This window comes from Nonomuraea basaltis, from assembly GCF_005893125.1.
Classification (GTDB): domain Bacteria; phylum Actinomycetota; class Actinomycetes; order Streptosporangiales; family Streptosporangiaceae; genus Nonomuraea; species Nonomuraea basaltis.
This window is the reverse complement of record NZ_VCJS01000281.1, coordinates 1-14,845: the sequence shown is the minus strand read 5'-3', so window position 1 is coordinate 14,845 and position 14,845 is coordinate 1. Positions and strand designations below refer to the sequence as shown.

At 71.1% G+C, this 14,845-nt stretch carries 15 protein-coding genes; 8 read left to right on the top strand and 7 right to left on the bottom strand.

Annotation, left to right across the window (positions count from 1 at the left end):
* On the bottom strand, positions 1-365 hold a 365-nt coding region (locus tag EJK15_RS75675), incomplete at its 3' end, for a hypothetical protein (RefSeq protein WP_240777932.1).
* A 208-nt stretch (positions 366-573) separates the two neighbouring features.
* Here EJK15_RS75675 and EJK15_RS75670 point away from each other — a divergent pair.
* Positions 574-897 carry a hypothetical protein gene (locus EJK15_RS75670; protein ID WP_240777931.1) on the top strand — a complete coding sequence of 108 codons (324 nt, stop codon included), beginning with the start codon at positions 574-576 and terminating at the stop codon, positions 895-897.
* 102 nt (positions 898-999) lie between these two features.
* Positions 1,000-3,291, top strand: a complete 2,292-nt coding sequence (locus EJK15_RS60635; protein ID WP_138719446.1) for a HelD family protein — start codon at positions 1,000-1,002, stop codon at positions 3,289-3,291.
* 48 nt (positions 3,292-3,339) lie between these two features.
* Here the strand turns inward: EJK15_RS60635 and EJK15_RS60630 are convergent, their stop codons facing one another.
* Positions 3,340-3,807, bottom strand: coding sequence for a MarR family winged helix-turn-helix transcriptional regulator (locus tag EJK15_RS60630; RefSeq protein ID WP_240777929.1), 468 nt, complete (start codon positions 3,805-3,807; stop codon positions 3,340-3,342).
* Positions 3,808-3,905: 98 nt separating this feature from the next.
* Here EJK15_RS60630 and EJK15_RS60625 point away from each other — a divergent pair, with 98 nt between their 5' ends.
* Entirely contained in the window at positions 3,906-7,157 is a 3,252-nt protein-coding gene (locus EJK15_RS60625) for an efflux RND transporter permease subunit (protein ID WP_138719445.1), read from the top strand.
* Between the two features lie 107 nt (positions 7,158-7,264).
* On the opposite strand, the gene EJK15_RS60620 is transcribed toward EJK15_RS60625, so the two are convergent.
* From EJK15_RS60620 to EJK15_RS60610, 3 genes are read right to left on the bottom strand one after another with little or no spacing between them, the layout of a single operon-like run.
* Positions 7,265-8,491, bottom strand: a complete 1,227-nt coding sequence (locus EJK15_RS60620; RefSeq protein WP_138719444.1) for a hypothetical protein — start codon at positions 8,489-8,491, stop codon at positions 7,265-7,267.
* Positions 8,488-9,153 carry an ABC transporter ATP-binding protein gene (locus EJK15_RS60615; RefSeq protein ID WP_138719443.1) on the bottom strand — a complete coding sequence of 222 codons (666 nt, stop codon included), beginning with the start codon at positions 9,151-9,153 and terminating at the stop codon, positions 8,488-8,490. The genes EJK15_RS60620 and EJK15_RS60615 overlap by 4 nt, the downstream gene beginning before the upstream one ends.
* Entirely contained in the window at positions 9,146-9,652 is a 507-nt protein-coding gene (locus EJK15_RS60610) for a PadR family transcriptional regulator (RefSeq protein WP_138719442.1), read from the bottom strand. Before EJK15_RS60610 ends, EJK15_RS60615 begins: the two co-directional genes overlap by 8 nt.
* 154 nt (positions 9,653-9,806) lie before the next feature.
* On the opposite strand from EJK15_RS60610, the gene lexA reads away from it, so the two are divergent.
* Together lexA and EJK15_RS60600 are read left to right on the top strand one after the other, a co-directional pair.
* Positions 9,807-10,466: a transcriptional repressor LexA gene (lexA, locus tag EJK15_RS60605; RefSeq protein WP_138719441.1), complete on the top strand. Its 660-nt coding sequence runs from the start codon at positions 9,807-9,809 to the stop codon at positions 10,464-10,466.
* Between the two features lie 178 nt (positions 10,467-10,644).
* The gene (locus EJK15_RS60600; protein WP_138719440.1) at positions 10,645-10,875 is read left to right on the top strand and encodes a DUF6289 family protein; all 231 of its coding nucleotides are present in this window, start codon (positions 10,645-10,647) and stop codon (positions 10,873-10,875) included.
* Positions 10,876-11,200: 325 nt separating this feature from the next.
* On the opposite strand, the gene EJK15_RS60595 is transcribed toward EJK15_RS60600, so the two are convergent.
* The gene (locus EJK15_RS60595; protein ID WP_138719439.1) at positions 11,201-11,728 is read right to left on the bottom strand and encodes a hypothetical protein; all 528 of its coding nucleotides are present in this window, start codon (positions 11,726-11,728) and stop codon (positions 11,201-11,203) included.
* A 175-nt stretch (positions 11,729-11,903) separates the two neighbouring features.
* Between EJK15_RS60595 and purB the strand changes: the two genes are divergently transcribed.
* The 3 genes from purB to EJK15_RS60585 are packed head-to-tail and all read left to right on the top strand — an operon-like array spanning position 11,904 to position 14,572.
* Positions 11,904-13,334 (top strand): adenylosuccinate lyase, encoded by a 1,431-nt coding sequence (gene purB, locus EJK15_RS60590; RefSeq protein WP_138719438.1) that lies wholly within the window; start codon positions 11,904-11,906, stop codon positions 13,332-13,334.
* A complete protein-coding gene (locus tag EJK15_RS72065) occupies positions 13,331-13,471 on the top strand; it encodes a hypothetical protein (RefSeq protein ID WP_171075245.1) in 141 nt (46 codons plus the stop codon). The genes purB and EJK15_RS72065 overlap by 4 nt, the downstream gene beginning before the upstream one ends.
* Positions 13,472-13,531: 60 nt before the next feature.
* On the top strand, positions 13,532-14,572 hold the full coding sequence (locus EJK15_RS60585; RefSeq protein WP_138719437.1) for a DUF4037 domain-containing protein: 1,041 nt from the start codon (positions 13,532-13,534) through the stop codon (positions 14,570-14,572).
* Positions 14,573-14,629: 57 nt separating this feature from the next.
* Here the strand turns inward: EJK15_RS60585 and EJK15_RS72060 are convergent.
* A partial coding sequence (locus EJK15_RS72060) for an SRPBCC family protein (RefSeq protein ID WP_476739209.1) occupies positions 14,630-14,845 on the bottom strand: 216 nt, incomplete at its 5' end.

Below are 14,845 nucleotides of genomic sequence, written 5' to 3'. Positions count from 1 at the left end.
CGTTGGAGGGCGGTGCGGGCTGGTCGGGGGATCCGGCGCAGCGTGGCGACGGGGGCGTGGTGCTGGCGCTGCTGCGGGCGGCGTCGATGCTGGGCGTGCCGGCGTATGAGGAGCTGGCGGCGGAGGCGGGGTCGCGGGCGGCGCGGCTGGCGGTGCCGGGGCACCGGTTCGGCGACTGCCCGGGGTTGCCGGCCGACGCGGTGACGCCGGGTTTCCTGGCCGGTACGGCCGGGACGGCGTACCTGCTGGCCCGCCTGTACGGGGTGACGGGGGAGGAGCGGTTCCTGGCGGCTGCGCGCAGGGGTGCGGGGTTCGTGCGGGCGGTGAGCGTGGTGAGCGGCGGGTCGGCGCTGGTGCCGCATCATCTGCCGCAGGGGCGGGGGTTGCACTATCTCGGGTTCTGCTCGGGTTCGGCCGGGGTGGCGCGGATGTTCTACGAGCTGTACCGGGTGGCGGGGGATCGTGGCGACCTGGATTGGGCCGAGCGGCTGGCGGCCGGGGTGATGGCCAGCGGGGTGCCGCGGCGGCGGGTGCCCGGGTTGTGGGACACGGCGTGCCAGTGCTGCGGGGCTGGTGGAGCTGTTCGCCGGGTTGTGGGCGGCCACGGGGCGGCAGGCGTACCTGGCCTTCGCCGAGACGTTGGGCGCGGACCTGACCGGGCGGGCCAGCGGCGACGGCGGCGGGGGTGTGCGCTGGTATCAGGCCTACCGGCGGCTGCGGCCCGGCGAGGTGAGCGCGGACACGGGGTACATGGCCGGCGCGGCGGGGATCGGCGCGGCGCTGCTGCATCTGGAGGCGGCCCTGCGCGGGGATGGGGCGCGGCGGGTGGTGCTGCTGCCGGACAATCCGTTCCCGGAGATCCCGGCGCCGGTGGGCACATTACACGGCGGCGATTAGACACGGGGAAGGGTTTGCACGCGGACGCGCGCGAGAGGTAAGCTCGAATGCTTCACAGTCAGCACGAGCTCCACAATCCTCCCGATAGGAGTATACCACCGAATGGCTAATCGTCAAGATGGTCTCGCGGAAGCCCTTGACACCGAGCAGCGTACTGTGTCCTGGCTGTACGGCCGGCTCGACATCGCCAGGGGGCGGGCGCAGGCGGCGCTGCGCGAGGTGTACGGCAGGGGTGGCGGCACCCGCCAGGCGATGGTGGAGCGCGAGGCGATGGCCTCGGAGCAGGCGCGGCGGCTGGCGCAGCTGAACGCGGTCGAGCGCGGCCTGTGCTTCGGTCGCATCGACGACGGCTCGGGGCGAGGCGTTTACATCGGCAGGATCGGGCTGCGTGACGAGCGGCACGAGTCGGTCCTGATCGACTGGCGGGCGCCGGCGGCGCGGCCGTTCTACGTGGCCACGGCCACCGATCCGCGCGGGCTGGTGCGGCGCCGGCATCTGCATCTGCGCGAGCGCGTGGTGATCGGTATCGACGACGAGGTGTTCGACCTGGAGCGCATGAGCGAGGGCGAGCGGCGCACGCTGGTGGGCGAGGCCGCGCTGCTGGCGGCGCTGCGCCGGGGCCGCACGGGGCGGATGGGCGATGTGGTGGCCACCATCCAGACCGAGCAGGACCGGGTGATCCGCGCCTCGCTGCAGGGGGCGCTGGTGGTGCAGGGCGGTCCGGGCACCGGCAAGACGGTGGCGGCGCTGCACCGGGCGGCCTACCTGCTCTACACCCACCGCGACACGCTGGAGCGGCGCGGCGTGCTGGTGGTGGGCCCGAACGCGATGTTCCTGCGCTACATCGGCCAGGTGCTGCCGTCGCTGGGGGAGACGCAGGTCGTGATGACGACGGTGGGCGAGATGTTCCCGGGCGTGCGGGCGGTCGCGGCCGACGCTCCGGCGGCGGCGGTGGTCAAGGGCGACGTGCGAATGGCCGAGGTCGTGGCCCGCGCGCTGGAGCTGCGCCAGCGGGTGCCCGAAGGCGATCTGGTGGTGGAGCTGGACGGGCTGCGCCTGCGGGTGCCGCACACGGTGTGCGCGCGGCTGCGTGAGCGGGCGCGGGCGGTGCGGCTGCCGCACAACATGGCCCGCAAGCTGTACGTGAGCGAGCTGCTCAAGGAGCTGGCCAAGGCCGAGGCGCGGGCGCTGGAGGAGTCGCTGCACATCGAGGAGCTGGCCAATGGCGATCCGGAGCTGGCGGAGCTGGCCGAGCCGCTCGATCTGGAGGCCGACCTGGACGAGCTGGACCTGGAGCTGGCCTCGCAGCGGCTGTGGGGCGAGCCGGCGGTGCGGCGGGCGGTGGACGACCTGTGGCCGGAGCTGACGCCGCAGCGGCTGATCGCCGAGCTGCTGTCGTCGCCGGAGACGCTGTGGTCGGTGGCGCCGCCGGGCCTGGCCTGGCACGAGCTGCTGCGCCCGGCGGAGGCGCCGTGGACGGCAGGCGACGTGCCGCTGCTGGACGAGGCGGCCGAGCTGCTGGGCGAGGACGACTCGGCGCGGCGGGCGGCCGCCAGGCAGGCGCGGGAGGAGCAGGCCGAGCAGCTGCTTTACGCGGGTGAGGTGCTGGAGTCGACGGGCGTGCTGGAGGAGGGCATCTTCGGGCGGGCCGACGTGCTGGCCGAGCGGCACGCCGGAGACGGCGCGGAGCTGACCACGGCCGACCGGGCGGCGGCCGACCGCACCTGGGCGTACGGGCACGTGATCGTGGACGAGGCGCAGGAGTTGTCGGCGATGGCCTGGCGGATGGTCATGCGGCGGGTGCCGGCCAAGTCGCTGACGGTGGTGGGCGACATCGCGCAGACGGGCTCGGCGGCGGGGGCACGCTCGTGGGGCGAGGTGCTGGACCCGCACCTGGAGGGCCGCTGGCGGGTGGAGCACCTGTTGGTGAACTACCGCACGCCGGTGGAGATCATGACCGTGGCGGCGGACGTGCTGCGCTCCTTCGACCCGGAGCAGGAGCCGCCGGAGTCGGTACGGGCGGGCGAGACGGAGCCGAGGGCGGTGCGCGTGCCGGTGTCCGGGCTGCCGGCGCTGGTGGAGGCGGAGCTGGCCGAGATCGGCGAGGGCCGGGTGGGGGTAGTGACCTCGGACGCGCTGCGCGAGCAGGCCGGGCGGCTGTTCCCGGCGGGGGACCTGGACGCGCCGGTGGCGGTGCTGACGGTCGGGCAGGCCAAGGGGCTGGAGTTCGACGCGGTCGTGGTGGTGGACCCGGCGGGGATCCTGGCCCAGTCGCCGATGGGCGGGCGGGATCTGTACGTGGCGGTGACTCGGGCCACGCGGCGGCTGACGGTGGCCTACGAGGGCGAGCTGCCGGAGGTCCTGTCCCGCCTGACCGAGAAATCTACAATGTAAAGGCGCTGGGATCGTATGTGATTTTAGCCTTCCATCGAGGCAACCCCATCAGCGACCGCCGGGGCACTCCTGATCGAGCTTGTCGGCGACGGCGCGCAGGGTGCGGGTGACCTGCTCGAGGGTGCGCAGGGTCTCGGTGTCCAGGTGAGACATGATGCGGCGCAGGTGCTCGAGGCCGGCGTCGTTGATCTCCGCGATGAGGGCGGCGCCGGCGGGGGTGAGCTCGACGCGGCGGACGCGGCGGTCGTGCTGGTCCTCGTGGCGGCTGACGAGGCCCTGGGTGATGAGGCGGTCGACGATGCCGGTGACGGTGCCGAGGCCGACGCCGAGGCTGTGGGCGAGGTCCTGGCCGGAGGCGGAGCCGTTGGCGGACAGCACCATGACGACCTTGAGCTGGCGCATGGTGAGGTTGGAGCTGAAGAGGGGTGATTGGTGCTGGGCGAACGCCCGCCCCAGGCCGCGCTGTGCTTCGGTGATCCGCCGGATCAGGTCTTCGCGTTCGTCGTTCACACTCACCTCTCGCTTCCTGAGAAGGTTATCAGGAATGCTTGAGTGGTCTAAATATTCGCGCGAGGCGAAGTGTTAGTCTGGGGCGAACTCTTGGAGGGGAGCCTATGACTGCTTTCGCCAGGCTGAGCTTGGGTAACCGCAGCCTTGTCATCTTGCTCGCGCTCGTGCTCAGTGCGTTCGGCGCGTTCACGATCCCGCAGTTGAAACAGCAGCTGCTGCCGTCGTTATCGTTTCCCGGCGCGTTCGTGATCGCGCCGTTCGCCGGCGCGTCGCCGGAGATCGTGGAAGACCAGGTCACCAAGCCGATCGAGGACTCCTTCCAGGGGCTTGCCGGGATGGAGCAGATGACCTCGACCTCGAGGGAGGGCCTGGCGCAGATCCAGGTGGCCTTCGAGTACGGCACCGACGTCGAGTCGTCGCTGAACAAGATGCAGCAGGCCATCGACCGGGTCACGCTGCCGGACGGCGTCGATCCGCAGGTGGTGGCGGGCAACACCGACGACATCCCGGTGCTGGTGCTGGCGGTGGGCGACGGCGGCGACGAGCGGGCGATGGCCGACAAGCTGCGCCGGATCATGGTGCCGGAGATCCAGGGTGTGGAGGGCGTGCGCGAGGCGTCGGTGACCGGCACCCGCGAGGAGGTCGTCACGATCGAGCCCGACGCCAAGAAGATGGCGGCGGCGGGCGTGTCGGCGGCGCAGATCCCCGACGTGCTGAGGGCGAACGGCACCCCGGTCCCCGCGGGCACGCTGACCACTGACGGCAAGACGCTGACGGTGCAGGTCGGTACGCGGGTCGATTCGGTGGACAAAGTGAAGGACCTCTTCCTCACGCCCGCCCAGCCGCAGCCGAGCCAGGCGCAGAGCCAGCCGCAGGCGGGCCAGGGCCAGGGCCAGGGGCAGGGGCAGGCGCGCCCGCAGACCGGTCAGCCGGGTCAGGGCGGGCTGCCGCAGCAGGTGGCCCAGCCCAAGCCGCTCAAGCCGGTCAAGCTGGGCGATGTCGCGACGATCACACGGGGGCTGGCCGAGGCGACGACGATCACGCGTACGGCCGGCAAGTCGAGCCTGGGCGTGTCGGTGACGATGCTGCCCGACGGCAACGCGGTGGCGATCTCGGACGAGATCAGGAAGCTGCTGCCGGAGCTGACCAGGGCGCTGGGCGACAGCTCGGACACGGCGGTGTCGGTGGTGTTCGACCAGGCTCCGTATGTGGAGAAGTCGATCGAGAGCCTCACCACGGAGGGCCTGCTGGGGCTGGCGTTCGCGGTGCTGGTCATCCTGGTGTTCCTGCTGTCGGTGCGCTCGACGCTGGTGACGGCGGTGTCGATCCCGCTGTCGGTGGTGATCGCGCTGATCGTGTTGTGGGCGGGTGACTACTCGCTGAACATGCTGACGCTGGGCGCGCTGACGATCGCGGTGGGCCGGGTGGTGGACGACTCGATCGTGGTGCTGGAGAACATCAAGCGGCATCTCGGCTACGGCGAGGCGAAACTCCAGGCGATCTTGACGGCGGTGCGCGAGGTGTCGGGCGCGGTGACGGCCTCGACGCTGACGACGGTGGCGGTGTTCGCGCCGATCGCGATCGTGGGCGGCATGGTGGGCGAGCTGTTCAGCCCGTTCGCGATCACGGTGGCGGTGGCGTTGCTGGCGTCGCTGGTGGTGTCGCTGACGGTGGTGCCGGTCATGGCGTACTGGTTCCTGAAGGCGCCGGAGCTGACCCCGGAGCAGGCGCGCAAGCAGCGTGAAAAGGCCGAGGCCAAGGAGCTGCGCTCGCCGTTGCAGCGGGCCTACCTGCCGGTGCTGCGGTTCGCGACGCGGTTCAAGCTGGTGACGGTGCTCATCGGGGTGGCGGTGTTCGTCGGCACGATGGGGCTGGCCGGCGGGCTGCAGACGAACTTCCTGGACTCCTCGGGGCAGAACACGATCTCGCTGTCGCAGCGGATGCCGGTCGGCACCGACCTGGCGACCACGGACAAGGCCGCCGAGCGGGTCGAGGGCGTGCTGTCGGGCGTGGACAGCGTGGAGACGTACCAGGTGAACGTGGGCGGTGGCGGCGGCGGCCTCGGCGGCGGGTTCGGCGGTGGCGGCACTGGCGCGGATCGGGCCTCGTACTCGGTCACGCTCAAGGAGGGCGCCGACACTCCGAAGGTCGAGCAGGAGCTCCGCGACAAGATCGCGGGCCTGTCGGGGGTCGGCGAGGTCACCGTGGGCGGTCAGGGCGGGGGCGGGTTCTCCTCCGACACGATCGACGTGATCGTGCGCGCGCCCGACGTCGACACGCTGCGGGCCGCGGCCGGTGAGGTCACCCGTGCGATGGGTGAGGTGTCCGGGCTGCGGGACGTGTCGTCGAACCTGGAGGCGAGCGCGCCGCGGATCGAGGTGGTCGTCGACCGGGAGGAGGCCGCCGAGCGGGGCCTGTCGGAGGCGCAGGTCGGGCAGGCGGTGGCGCAGGCGTTCCGCGGCGCGCCGCTGGGTCAGATCACCCTGGACGGCCGTACCAGCGATCTGGTGCTGCGGGGCGCGGACGCGCCGGAGGACGTCAAGGCGGTCGAGGACCTGAAGCTGGCGACGGCGGGCGGCATGGTGAAGCTGTCGACGGTGGCGGAGGTCACGGAGGTGGCCGGGCCGACGCAGGTGACCAGGATCGACGGCGAGCGCTCGGCCACGGTCTCGGCCAAGGCCGAGGCCGCCGACCTGGGCAGCGTGACGCAGGCGCTGACGACGAAGCTGAACGGGGTGCAGCTGTCGTCGGGGGCGTCCTATGAGATCGGCGGCGCGTCGGCCGACCAGGCCGAGGCGTTCTCCGACCTGGGGCTGGCGATGCTGGCGGCGATCGCGATCGTGTTCATGATCATGGTGGCGACGTTCCGGAGCTTCATCCAGCCGCTGATTCTGCTGGTGTCGATCCCGTTCGCGGCGACGGGCGCGGTCGGGCTGCTGCTGGCGACCGACACGGCGCTGGGCGTGCCGGCGCTGATCGGCATGCTGATGCTGATCGGGATCGTGGTGACGAACGCGATCGTGCTGATCGACCTGATCAATCAGTACCGCGATCAGGGGATGGGTGTGGTCGAGGCGGTGATCGAGGGCGGCCGGCGCAGGTTGCGGCCGATCCTGATGACGGCGGTGGCCACGATCTGCGCGCTGACGCCGATGGCGATGGGCGTGACGGGGTCGGGCGGGTTCATCTCGCAGCCGCTGGCCATCGTGGTGATCGGCGGGCTCATCTCGTCGACGCTGCTGACTCTCGTGCTCGTTCCGACGTTGTACACGGTGGTGGAGCGGACGAAGGAGCGGATGCGGCGCAAGCCGGCCGAGCCGATGCCCGAGGCGAAGGTTCTGACGCCGGCCACGTGATGGCCGGGTGAGAGCTGCGAGGGGTCCCCCGTCTCATGCGGCGGGGGACCCCTCGGCGTGCCGGTCTCCGCCTCGGGCGTGTCCGGGCGACCCTCGTGGGGTCATGGTCATATGCGCGTCTCGAAACGGAGTGCGCCGCGCAGCAGGGGGCGTGCCGCCAGGGCCACGAGCACTGCGGCGAGAACCCCGACGCCCGCCATGGCAACGGCCCTGGCCACCGCCCAACCGAGCCACTGAACCTGGTAGATGTCCAACACGGTCAGGACCACGACCGCGACCCCCGAGACGGCCGCCACCGCGCAGACCGGCAGCGCGGCGATGACCGCCTGCCGCACGAGCACCCCGCCCAGCGCCCGCTCCGGCACCCCGGAGGCGGCCAGCGCGGCGAACGAGCGGCGAAGGTCGATCAGCTCCTCCGCCTGGTGCACCACCAGTGCGGCCGCCGAGGTCGCCAGTGCCACCAGGAGCGCGACGTCCAGCAGCGCGTGGGCTTGGGAGTAGCCGATGCCGGCCTGCTGGGCCCCGGCCCCGGCGCCGAAGAACACCGTCAGGCTCACCACGGACAGGGCCCTGGCCCACGCCCGCGGATCCGCCTCGACCAGCCGCGCGGCCAGCAGCGCCTCCGCCGAGCGGGCCCGTCGGCCGGCCCGGCGGGCGTACGCCCTGATCAGCCAGGTGGCCGCCAGGGTCACGCCGAACAGCAGCAATACCAGCCCGGCTGCTATGGCGACCGCGGACCCGTACTTACCGACGAGCGGGAAACCGCCCTTGACCACGGCTCCGAGAACGAAGAGGCCGGTGCCCGCCGCGATGAGGAGCAGGTCCCGCACGCGCGGCTCCCGCACGCGAGCACGGCGGGCCACGCCCAGCGGTGAGGCGACGACGTGCCGGCCGGCGCGTGCCCCCGACAGGATCCCGCCGAGCGTCGCCAGGGCCACGACCACCGGCACTTGCGGCAGCGGCCCAGCGAGATGGGTGACCACGTAGAGCGCGCCGCCGCCCAGCGAGCCGCCCAGTGCCAGCAGGCCGCCTTCCATGGCGCCCAGCCGCCGCACGTCACCCGGCGTCGCCCCCGCCAGCCGCAGGGTGGCCAGCCGCCGCTCCCTGGTGGCTGAGACCAGCCGGTTGGCCTGGTGGACCAGGCCGGCGACCGGCAGGGCCAGCAGGGCCAGGCCGAGCCCCGTCAGCGAGCCGCCCTCGTCCCGGTAGTCCGCCAGGCTGACGGCCGTGCAGACCAGGAACGTCGTCACCGCCGCGCCCGCGGCGACCAGCCGGGCGCGTACCCGTTCGGCCCGTGAGCGTCCCCTGTTCAACATCCGCAGCACGGCGATCATCGGTCCGCCCCTGCCAGCACCGCTCCGTCGCGCAAGGCGATCTCCCGGTCGGCGTAGGCGGCCACCCGGTTGTCGTGGGTGACCAGGACGACGGCGGTATGGCTGGTGCGGGCCGCGCCGAGCAGAGCGCTCATCACCTGCTCGCCGCCGAGCGTGTCCAGAGCTCCGGTGGGTTCGTCGGCGAAGACCACGCGTGGACCGGTCACCAGCGCCCGCGCGACGGCCACCCGCTGCCGCTGCCCCCCGGACAGCTCACCGGTGCGCTGGTCGGCGCAGTCGGACACCTCCAGCCGGGCCAGCCAGTCCGCCGCGACGGTCATCGCCTCCTGCCTGCCGTGCCGGTTGAACAGCATCGGCAGCGCGACGTTCTCCGTCGCGGTCAGCTCGGGCACCAGCTCGCCGAACTGGAAGACGACGCCGAAGCTCTCCCGCCGTAATCTGGTCAACTCCGCCTCGGGCAGCGTGTCGATCCGCCTGCCGTCCAGGGCGACCTCGCCGGACTCCGGCCGGACGACCCCGGCCAGGCAGTGCAGCAACGTTGACTTGCCCGCGCCGCTCGGCCCCGTGACGGCGACGATCTCGCCCTCCGCGATCTTCAGGGAGACGCCGGTCAGCGCCTTGGTCTGGCCGAATGACTTGCCCAGGCCCCTGGCCTCAAGCATTGCTGTCCTCCTTCATCCGCGCGAGCGCGGTCTCCATCCAGCGCAGGTCGGCGTCAAGGTGCTGGAGCGCGTAGTCGGCCGCCAGCACCTGGGCGGGCGCGCCGGACGCCTTCTCGGCGGTCAGCTCCCGCATGCGGGCCAGGTGCGCCTCGCGTTGCCGCAGGAGATAGCCGTCGGCGGCCTTTCCCGCGACGGCGACCCGGGCGAACAAGGAGCTGGCGATGTACGGCGCCGACGGCTCGACGGTATTCAGCCACCGCTCCAGCTCCGCCCGGCCGCTGTCAGTGATCGCGTACAGGGTGCGCTCGGGGCCGCCCTCCTGCTGCGTCTCGGCCACCTCCGCCAGGCCGTCGCGTTCCAGGCGTTGCAGCGTGGCATAGACCTGCCCGTAGGCCAGCGGCTTGGCGCCGGCGAGACGGTGATCGTGCTCCTTCTTGAGCTCGTAGCCGTGCTTCGGGCGCTCGACGAGGAAGCCAAGTAGCACATGACCGGTTGACATGATCGCGACTATACATTCAATGAATAGTCGCGACAACGGCTCCGCGTCCCCTGCGTATGTCTCCACGCCAAATGATCAGACCGTGCCTGTCCCTTCATCTGGCCTGCCATACCGGTGGCTCCGCGGGGCGGTGCCGGCCTTTAGCATTTCGCAGGTGACCACCTACGACGATCCTGACACGTTCGAGTACCTGGACTTCTCGGCCCTGCCGCAGCGCCAGCAGCGGATCCTCGCCACGATCCGGGACTGGGTGGTCAGGTACGGCTACCCTCCGAGCACACGCGAGATCGGCCACGCGGTCGGGCTGCGGTCGTCCTCGTCGGTGTCGAAGCACCTGAAGAGCCTGGAGGAGAAGGGGTTCCTCCGCCGCGGCACGACGATGACCCGGCCGATCGACGTGCGTCTGTTCCTGCGAGCCTCGGCGCCGGAACCGGCCGGCGACGTGGTGACCGTGCCCGTGGTCGGAGACATCGCCGCGGGCATTCCCATCCCGGCCGACGAGCACGTGGACGGCACGCTGACCCTACCCCGGGATCTCACCGGGCGTGGCAACGTGTTCGGCCTCCGTGTGCGGGGGGATTCGATGATCGACGCGGCGATCTGCGACGGCGACATCGTCGTGGTGCGGCAGCAGCCCGAGGCGCACTCGGGCCAGATCGTCGCCGCGATGATCGACGGTGAGGCCACCGTCAAGGTGTACCGCCGACGCAACGGGCACGTCTATCTCGAGCCGCGCAATCCCGTCTACGACATCATCGACGGCGACGGCGCCGTGGTGCTCGGCATCGTGGTCTCGGTCCTTCGCAGCGTTTGAGCACTCCGCGGGGGAAGTCCACCGTGCGCAAGCCGGTGCAGGCGCTCGCGGCTGCTCTGCCTTGATTGCTGACAGTTGTTTTGACCCTTTGAGTACCGGTATTGACCTTATTGATCTGTTCGCTTCGGCGATAGATCATCGAGGGCAGTAGCGCTTCCTCACCTCAGGAAGGATCTTCATGATTCGCCGCGCATCGCTGGCCGTCCTGCTCGCCCTCGGCACCCTCACCGTCATCAGCTCGCCCGCACACGCCCGCGCCTGCAGGATCGACTACCACTGCGAAACGTATTACTACAGCGACTCCGACCACACCACGTTGGTGGGGGTCAAGTACGAGAACTGCGTCGGGGATGAGACGTGGGTGGGCAGGCGCGGCTCGTATCCGGAGTTCTACGAGACCCCCTGCTGAGCGTCCACTCAGAAGTCTCTGGTGTCACTGGAACTGCGACGTCGCGCCGAAGCGCAATGACAGATGGCGCTACCAGAGCAGATGCTTCCTGCATCGCGAGGACGGGGCCGGAGACCCTTGTTCATCGTTGCTGGAGGTGACCCCGCACGGCGTGGACCAGGTGAACGGCATTTCCGGCGCGAACTACAACTGGAGCAGTCGGCTGTCCATCCCGAGTAAGCACACCTAGATGCGGGGCCAGGCCCCTGGAGCCCCCGGCTGCAGGGGCCTTTCGCATGCCGTCGACCAGCGCCGGAGCGGTCAGCCGCCGAGGGCGTGTGGGGAACTAGTACCTGCGGCAGTCGTGCTTGGCGAGAACCAGGGTCATCCCGGCGACCTGGTTGGTCTTGTAGGACAGGTAGAAGAGGTAGAGCGCCTTCTTGTTGCCCGGCACGCTGGCGGTGGGATAGCCGCCCGGACCACGCCGCAGGTCGGGGTAGGCGGCCTTCAGTTGCGCCCTAGTGGAGCCGATGCCGATGCCCTGGGGCGTCTTGAGGCCAGAGGGCGCGACGATCATGGTCGCGCCGTACTTCTTGGAGATGTACATCCCCACCCGGTAGTTGGGGTACGGGTTCTCCTTCAGGTCCCAGCCCGTGCATCTGGCGTGGTCCCCGACTGATTTCCGGACGATTCTCCCGGTCGCCTTGGCCTTCGCGGCGCTCATGCCGAGCTTCAGGTTGCCGTACCCGTACGGTCCCAGCGCCGCCTTCTGGGCGGCGAGTGCGGCGGGCGCGACGGCGACCGGCACGACGCCTCCCGCCAGCGCCACCACCAGCGCTGAACGGCCGATCCGCAGGGCGGTCGTCTGCTTCATGATGCTTCCTCCTTGATCTTTGACTTGATCACTTTAGTGAGAGTTCGGATGGGTTGTGGAGGATTCGCGGGGTTGCGGGCAAGCGCCGCCGCACTCGGGCCGCCTGGGGCGGGAGTGTGGCGGCCGTACGGCCTGGTGCGGTGCGGGCGGGGGCGGGTGAATACACTTGTCGAACGTGACTTCCAAGCCGCGTATCTCCAATGTCCTGGCCGCCCGCTACGCCTCGGCGGAGCTGACCCGTCTGTGGTCGGCCGAGTACAAGATCGTCGCTGAGCGGCGGTTGTGGCTGGCGGTGCTGCGGGCGCAGGCCGAGCTGGGGGTGGCGGTGCCGCAGGAGGCGATCGCCGACTACGACAAGGTGGTCGAGCAGGTCGATCTGGACTCGATCGCGGCGCGCGAGCGCGTCACCCGGCATGACGTCAAGGCGCGGATCGAGGAGTTCAACGCGCTGGCCGGGCACGAGCACGTGCACAAGGGCATGACCTCGCGCGACCTGACCGAGAACGTCGAGCAGTTGCAGATCCGCGACAGCCTGCTGCTGGTGCGCGACCGGGTGGTGGCGCTGCTGGCGCGACTGGCGACGCTGGCCGAGGAGCACGAGGCCACGGTGGTGGCGGGCCGCTCGCACAACGTGGCGGCGCAGGCCACCACGCTGGGCAAACGGTTCGCGTCGGCGGCCGACGAGCTGCTGGTGGCCTACCGGCGGCTGGAGGAGCTGATCGGCCGCTACCCGCTGCGCGGGATCAAGGGCCCGGTGGGCACGGCGCAGGACATGCTGGATCTCCTGGGCGGCGACCGGGGCAAGCTGGCCGAGCTGGAGGGGCGGGTGGCCGCGCATCTGGGGTTCGCGCACCGGTTCACCAGCGTCGGGCAGGTCTATCCGCGCTCGCTGGACTTCGAGGTGGTCACCGCGCTGGTGCAGCTGGCGGCGGCGCCGTCGTCGCTGGCCAAGACGATCCGGCTGATGGCCGGGCACGAGCTGGTCACCGAGGGGTTCGCCGAGGGGCAGGTCGGCTCGTCGGCGATGCCGCACAAGATGAACACCCGATCCTGCGAGCGCGTCAACGGCCTGGCCGTGGTGCTGCGCGGCTACGCCTCGATGGTGGGCGAGCTGGCCGGCGATCAGTGGAACGAGGGCGACGTGTCGTGCTCGGTGGTGCGGCGGGTGGCGCTGCCGGATGCGTTCTTCGCCTTCGACGGGCTGGTGGAGACGATGCTGACGGTGCTGGACGAGTTCGGCGCCTACCCGGCGGTGATCGCCGCGGAGCTGGGCCGCTATCTGCCGTTCCTGGGCACGACGAAGATGCTGATGGCGGCGGTGCGGGCCGGGATGGGCCGCGAGCAGGCGCATGAGCTGATCAAGCGGCACGCGGTGGCGGCGGCGCTGGCGATGCGCTCGCAGGGCGCGCCGAACGAGCTGCTGGACCTGCTGGCCGGCGATGAGCGGTTCCCGCTGGACCGCACGCAGCTGGATGCGCTGCTGGCCGACCGGGTGTCGTTCACCGGGGCGGCGGCCGACCAGGTGGAGGCGGTCTCCCAGCAGGTGGGCGAGGTCGTGGCGGCGCATCCGGAGGCGGCGACGTACCGGCCGGGTGCGATCTTGTGATCTGCGAGCCGCGCTCGCCGGAGGAGCTGCGCGCGGCCTGCGGGGACGACGAGCTGGTGATGGGGGTGGCGCAGGGGCTGCGCGCCCGCGCCTGGGCGGTGGGCGACGCGGTGATGGCCTCGCGGGTGGCCGGCTGATCGCCTCACCCGGAAAACCGGGTGAGGTTCGGGCAGCGCTGAGGCAGAGTTGACGGCGTGATGTCCGATTTTGTACCTGGTATTGAGTTGTCGCGTGCCTTCTACCACGAGGTCGTGGCGCCGCTGGTGCCCCGGCTGCCGCATAGCGCCGCGTTGATCGGGCCCGGGTCGGAGGTGCTGGCGTTCGACACCGCGCGCTCGGCCGATCATGACTGGGGGCCGCGGGTGCTGCTGTTCGTGGCCGCCGGGGAGGTGGCCGAGGTGCGGGCGAAGGTGGAGGCGGGGCTGCCCGGCAGCTTCCGCGGGCTGCCGACCGTGTTCGGCTACCACGGTGAGGTACGGCCCGGGGTGACGGTGACGGACCTGGGGGCGTGGCTGGCCGAGCGGCTCGGGTTCGATCCGCGGGCGGGGGTGTCGCTGCTGGACTGGCTGGCGGTGCCGTGGCAGCGCCTGGCCGAGGTGACGCGCGGGGAGGTCTTTTATGACGGCCTCGGCGAGGGCGGGCTGGAGGCGGCCAGGGCGGTGTTGCGCTGGTATCCGCAGGACGTGTGGCGCTACGTGCTGGCCTGCCAGTGGCGGCGGATCGCGCAGGAGGAGCCGTTCCCCGGCCGGTGCGGCGAGGTGGGCGACGAGCTCGGCTCGGCCGTGGTGGGGGCGCGGCTGGCGCGGGAGGTGATGCGGCTGGCGTTGCTGCTGCGGCGCCGCTACCCGCCGTACGCCAAATGGCTCGGCAGCGCGCTGGCAAGGCTGCCCGGTTCGACGGAGCTGGGGGAGTGCCTGGGGTCGGCGATGGCGGCGCGGTCGTGGCGGGAACGGCAGGAGCGGCTGGCGGGGGCGTACGCGCGGGTGGCGGCTTTGCAGAACCGCATGGCGCTGGCCGAGCGGCTGGATGAGGGGGTGCGGGGGTTTCACGACCGGCCGTTCCAGGTGATCGGGGGGGATCGGTTCGCCGAGGCGCTGATGGCGTCGGTGGGGGATCCGGTGATCAGGGGGTTGCCGGTGGTGGGGTGCGTGGATCAGTTGTCGGATTCGACCGATCTGCTGATGGCCCCCGGACGGGCTCGGGCGGTCACGGCGGCCGCGCTGGGCCTCGGAGCTTAATGATCTACATTGTAAAGGGCGTGGGTTTCAAGATTTCGCCGATACTCACCCCGACAATCACTCGACGAGGGAAGAGGCCAGTTCCTCGATTCGGATGCGCCAGGCGGACAGGGCTGAGGTGTCGCCGGTGTGGGTGAGGATGAGGCGGGCGCCGTGGCCGGTGCCCTGGGTGAGCTCCCAGCGGACTGTGCCCCCTGGGGTGTCGTATTCGAGGATCTTGCCGGTTTCGGCGCGGGTGACGGGGCCGGGCTCGACGGCGGGTGTGGTGAAGGG

What these genes read in the sequence shown, in the direction of transcription:
- EJK15_RS60635 (WP_138719446.1), top strand. Translation starts at nt 1,000, where the DNA reads ATGGCTAATCGTCAAGATGGTCTCGCGGAAGCCCTTGACACCGAGCAG.
- EJK15_RS60615 (WP_138719443.1), bottom strand. Translation starts at nt 9,153, where the DNA reads ATGCTTGAGGCCAGGGGCCTGGGCAAGTCATTCGGCCAGACCAAGGCG.
- EJK15_RS60595 (WP_138719439.1), bottom strand. Translation starts at nt 11,728, where the DNA reads ATGAAGCAGACGACCGCCCTGCGGATCGGCCGTTCAGCGCTGGTGGTG.
- EJK15_RS60620 (WP_138719444.1), bottom strand. Translation starts at nt 8,491, where the DNA reads ATGATCGCCGTGCTGCGGATGTTGAACAGGGGACGCTCACGGGCCGAA.
- EJK15_RS60610 (WP_138719442.1), bottom strand. Translation starts at nt 9,652, where the DNA reads ATGTCAACCGGTCATGTGCTACTTGGCTTCCTCGTCGAGCGCCCGAAG.
- EJK15_RS60625 (WP_138719445.1), top strand. Translation starts at nt 3,906, where the DNA reads ATGACTGCTTTCGCCAGGCTGAGCTTGGGTAACCGCAGCCTTGTCATC.
- EJK15_RS60585 (WP_138719437.1), top strand. Translation starts at nt 13,532, where the DNA reads ATGTCCGATTTTGTACCTGGTATTGAGTTGTCGCGTGCCTTCTACCAC.
- EJK15_RS60600 (WP_138719440.1), top strand. Translation starts at nt 10,645, where the DNA reads ATGATTCGCCGCGCATCGCTGGCCGTCCTGCTCGCCCTCGGCACCCTC.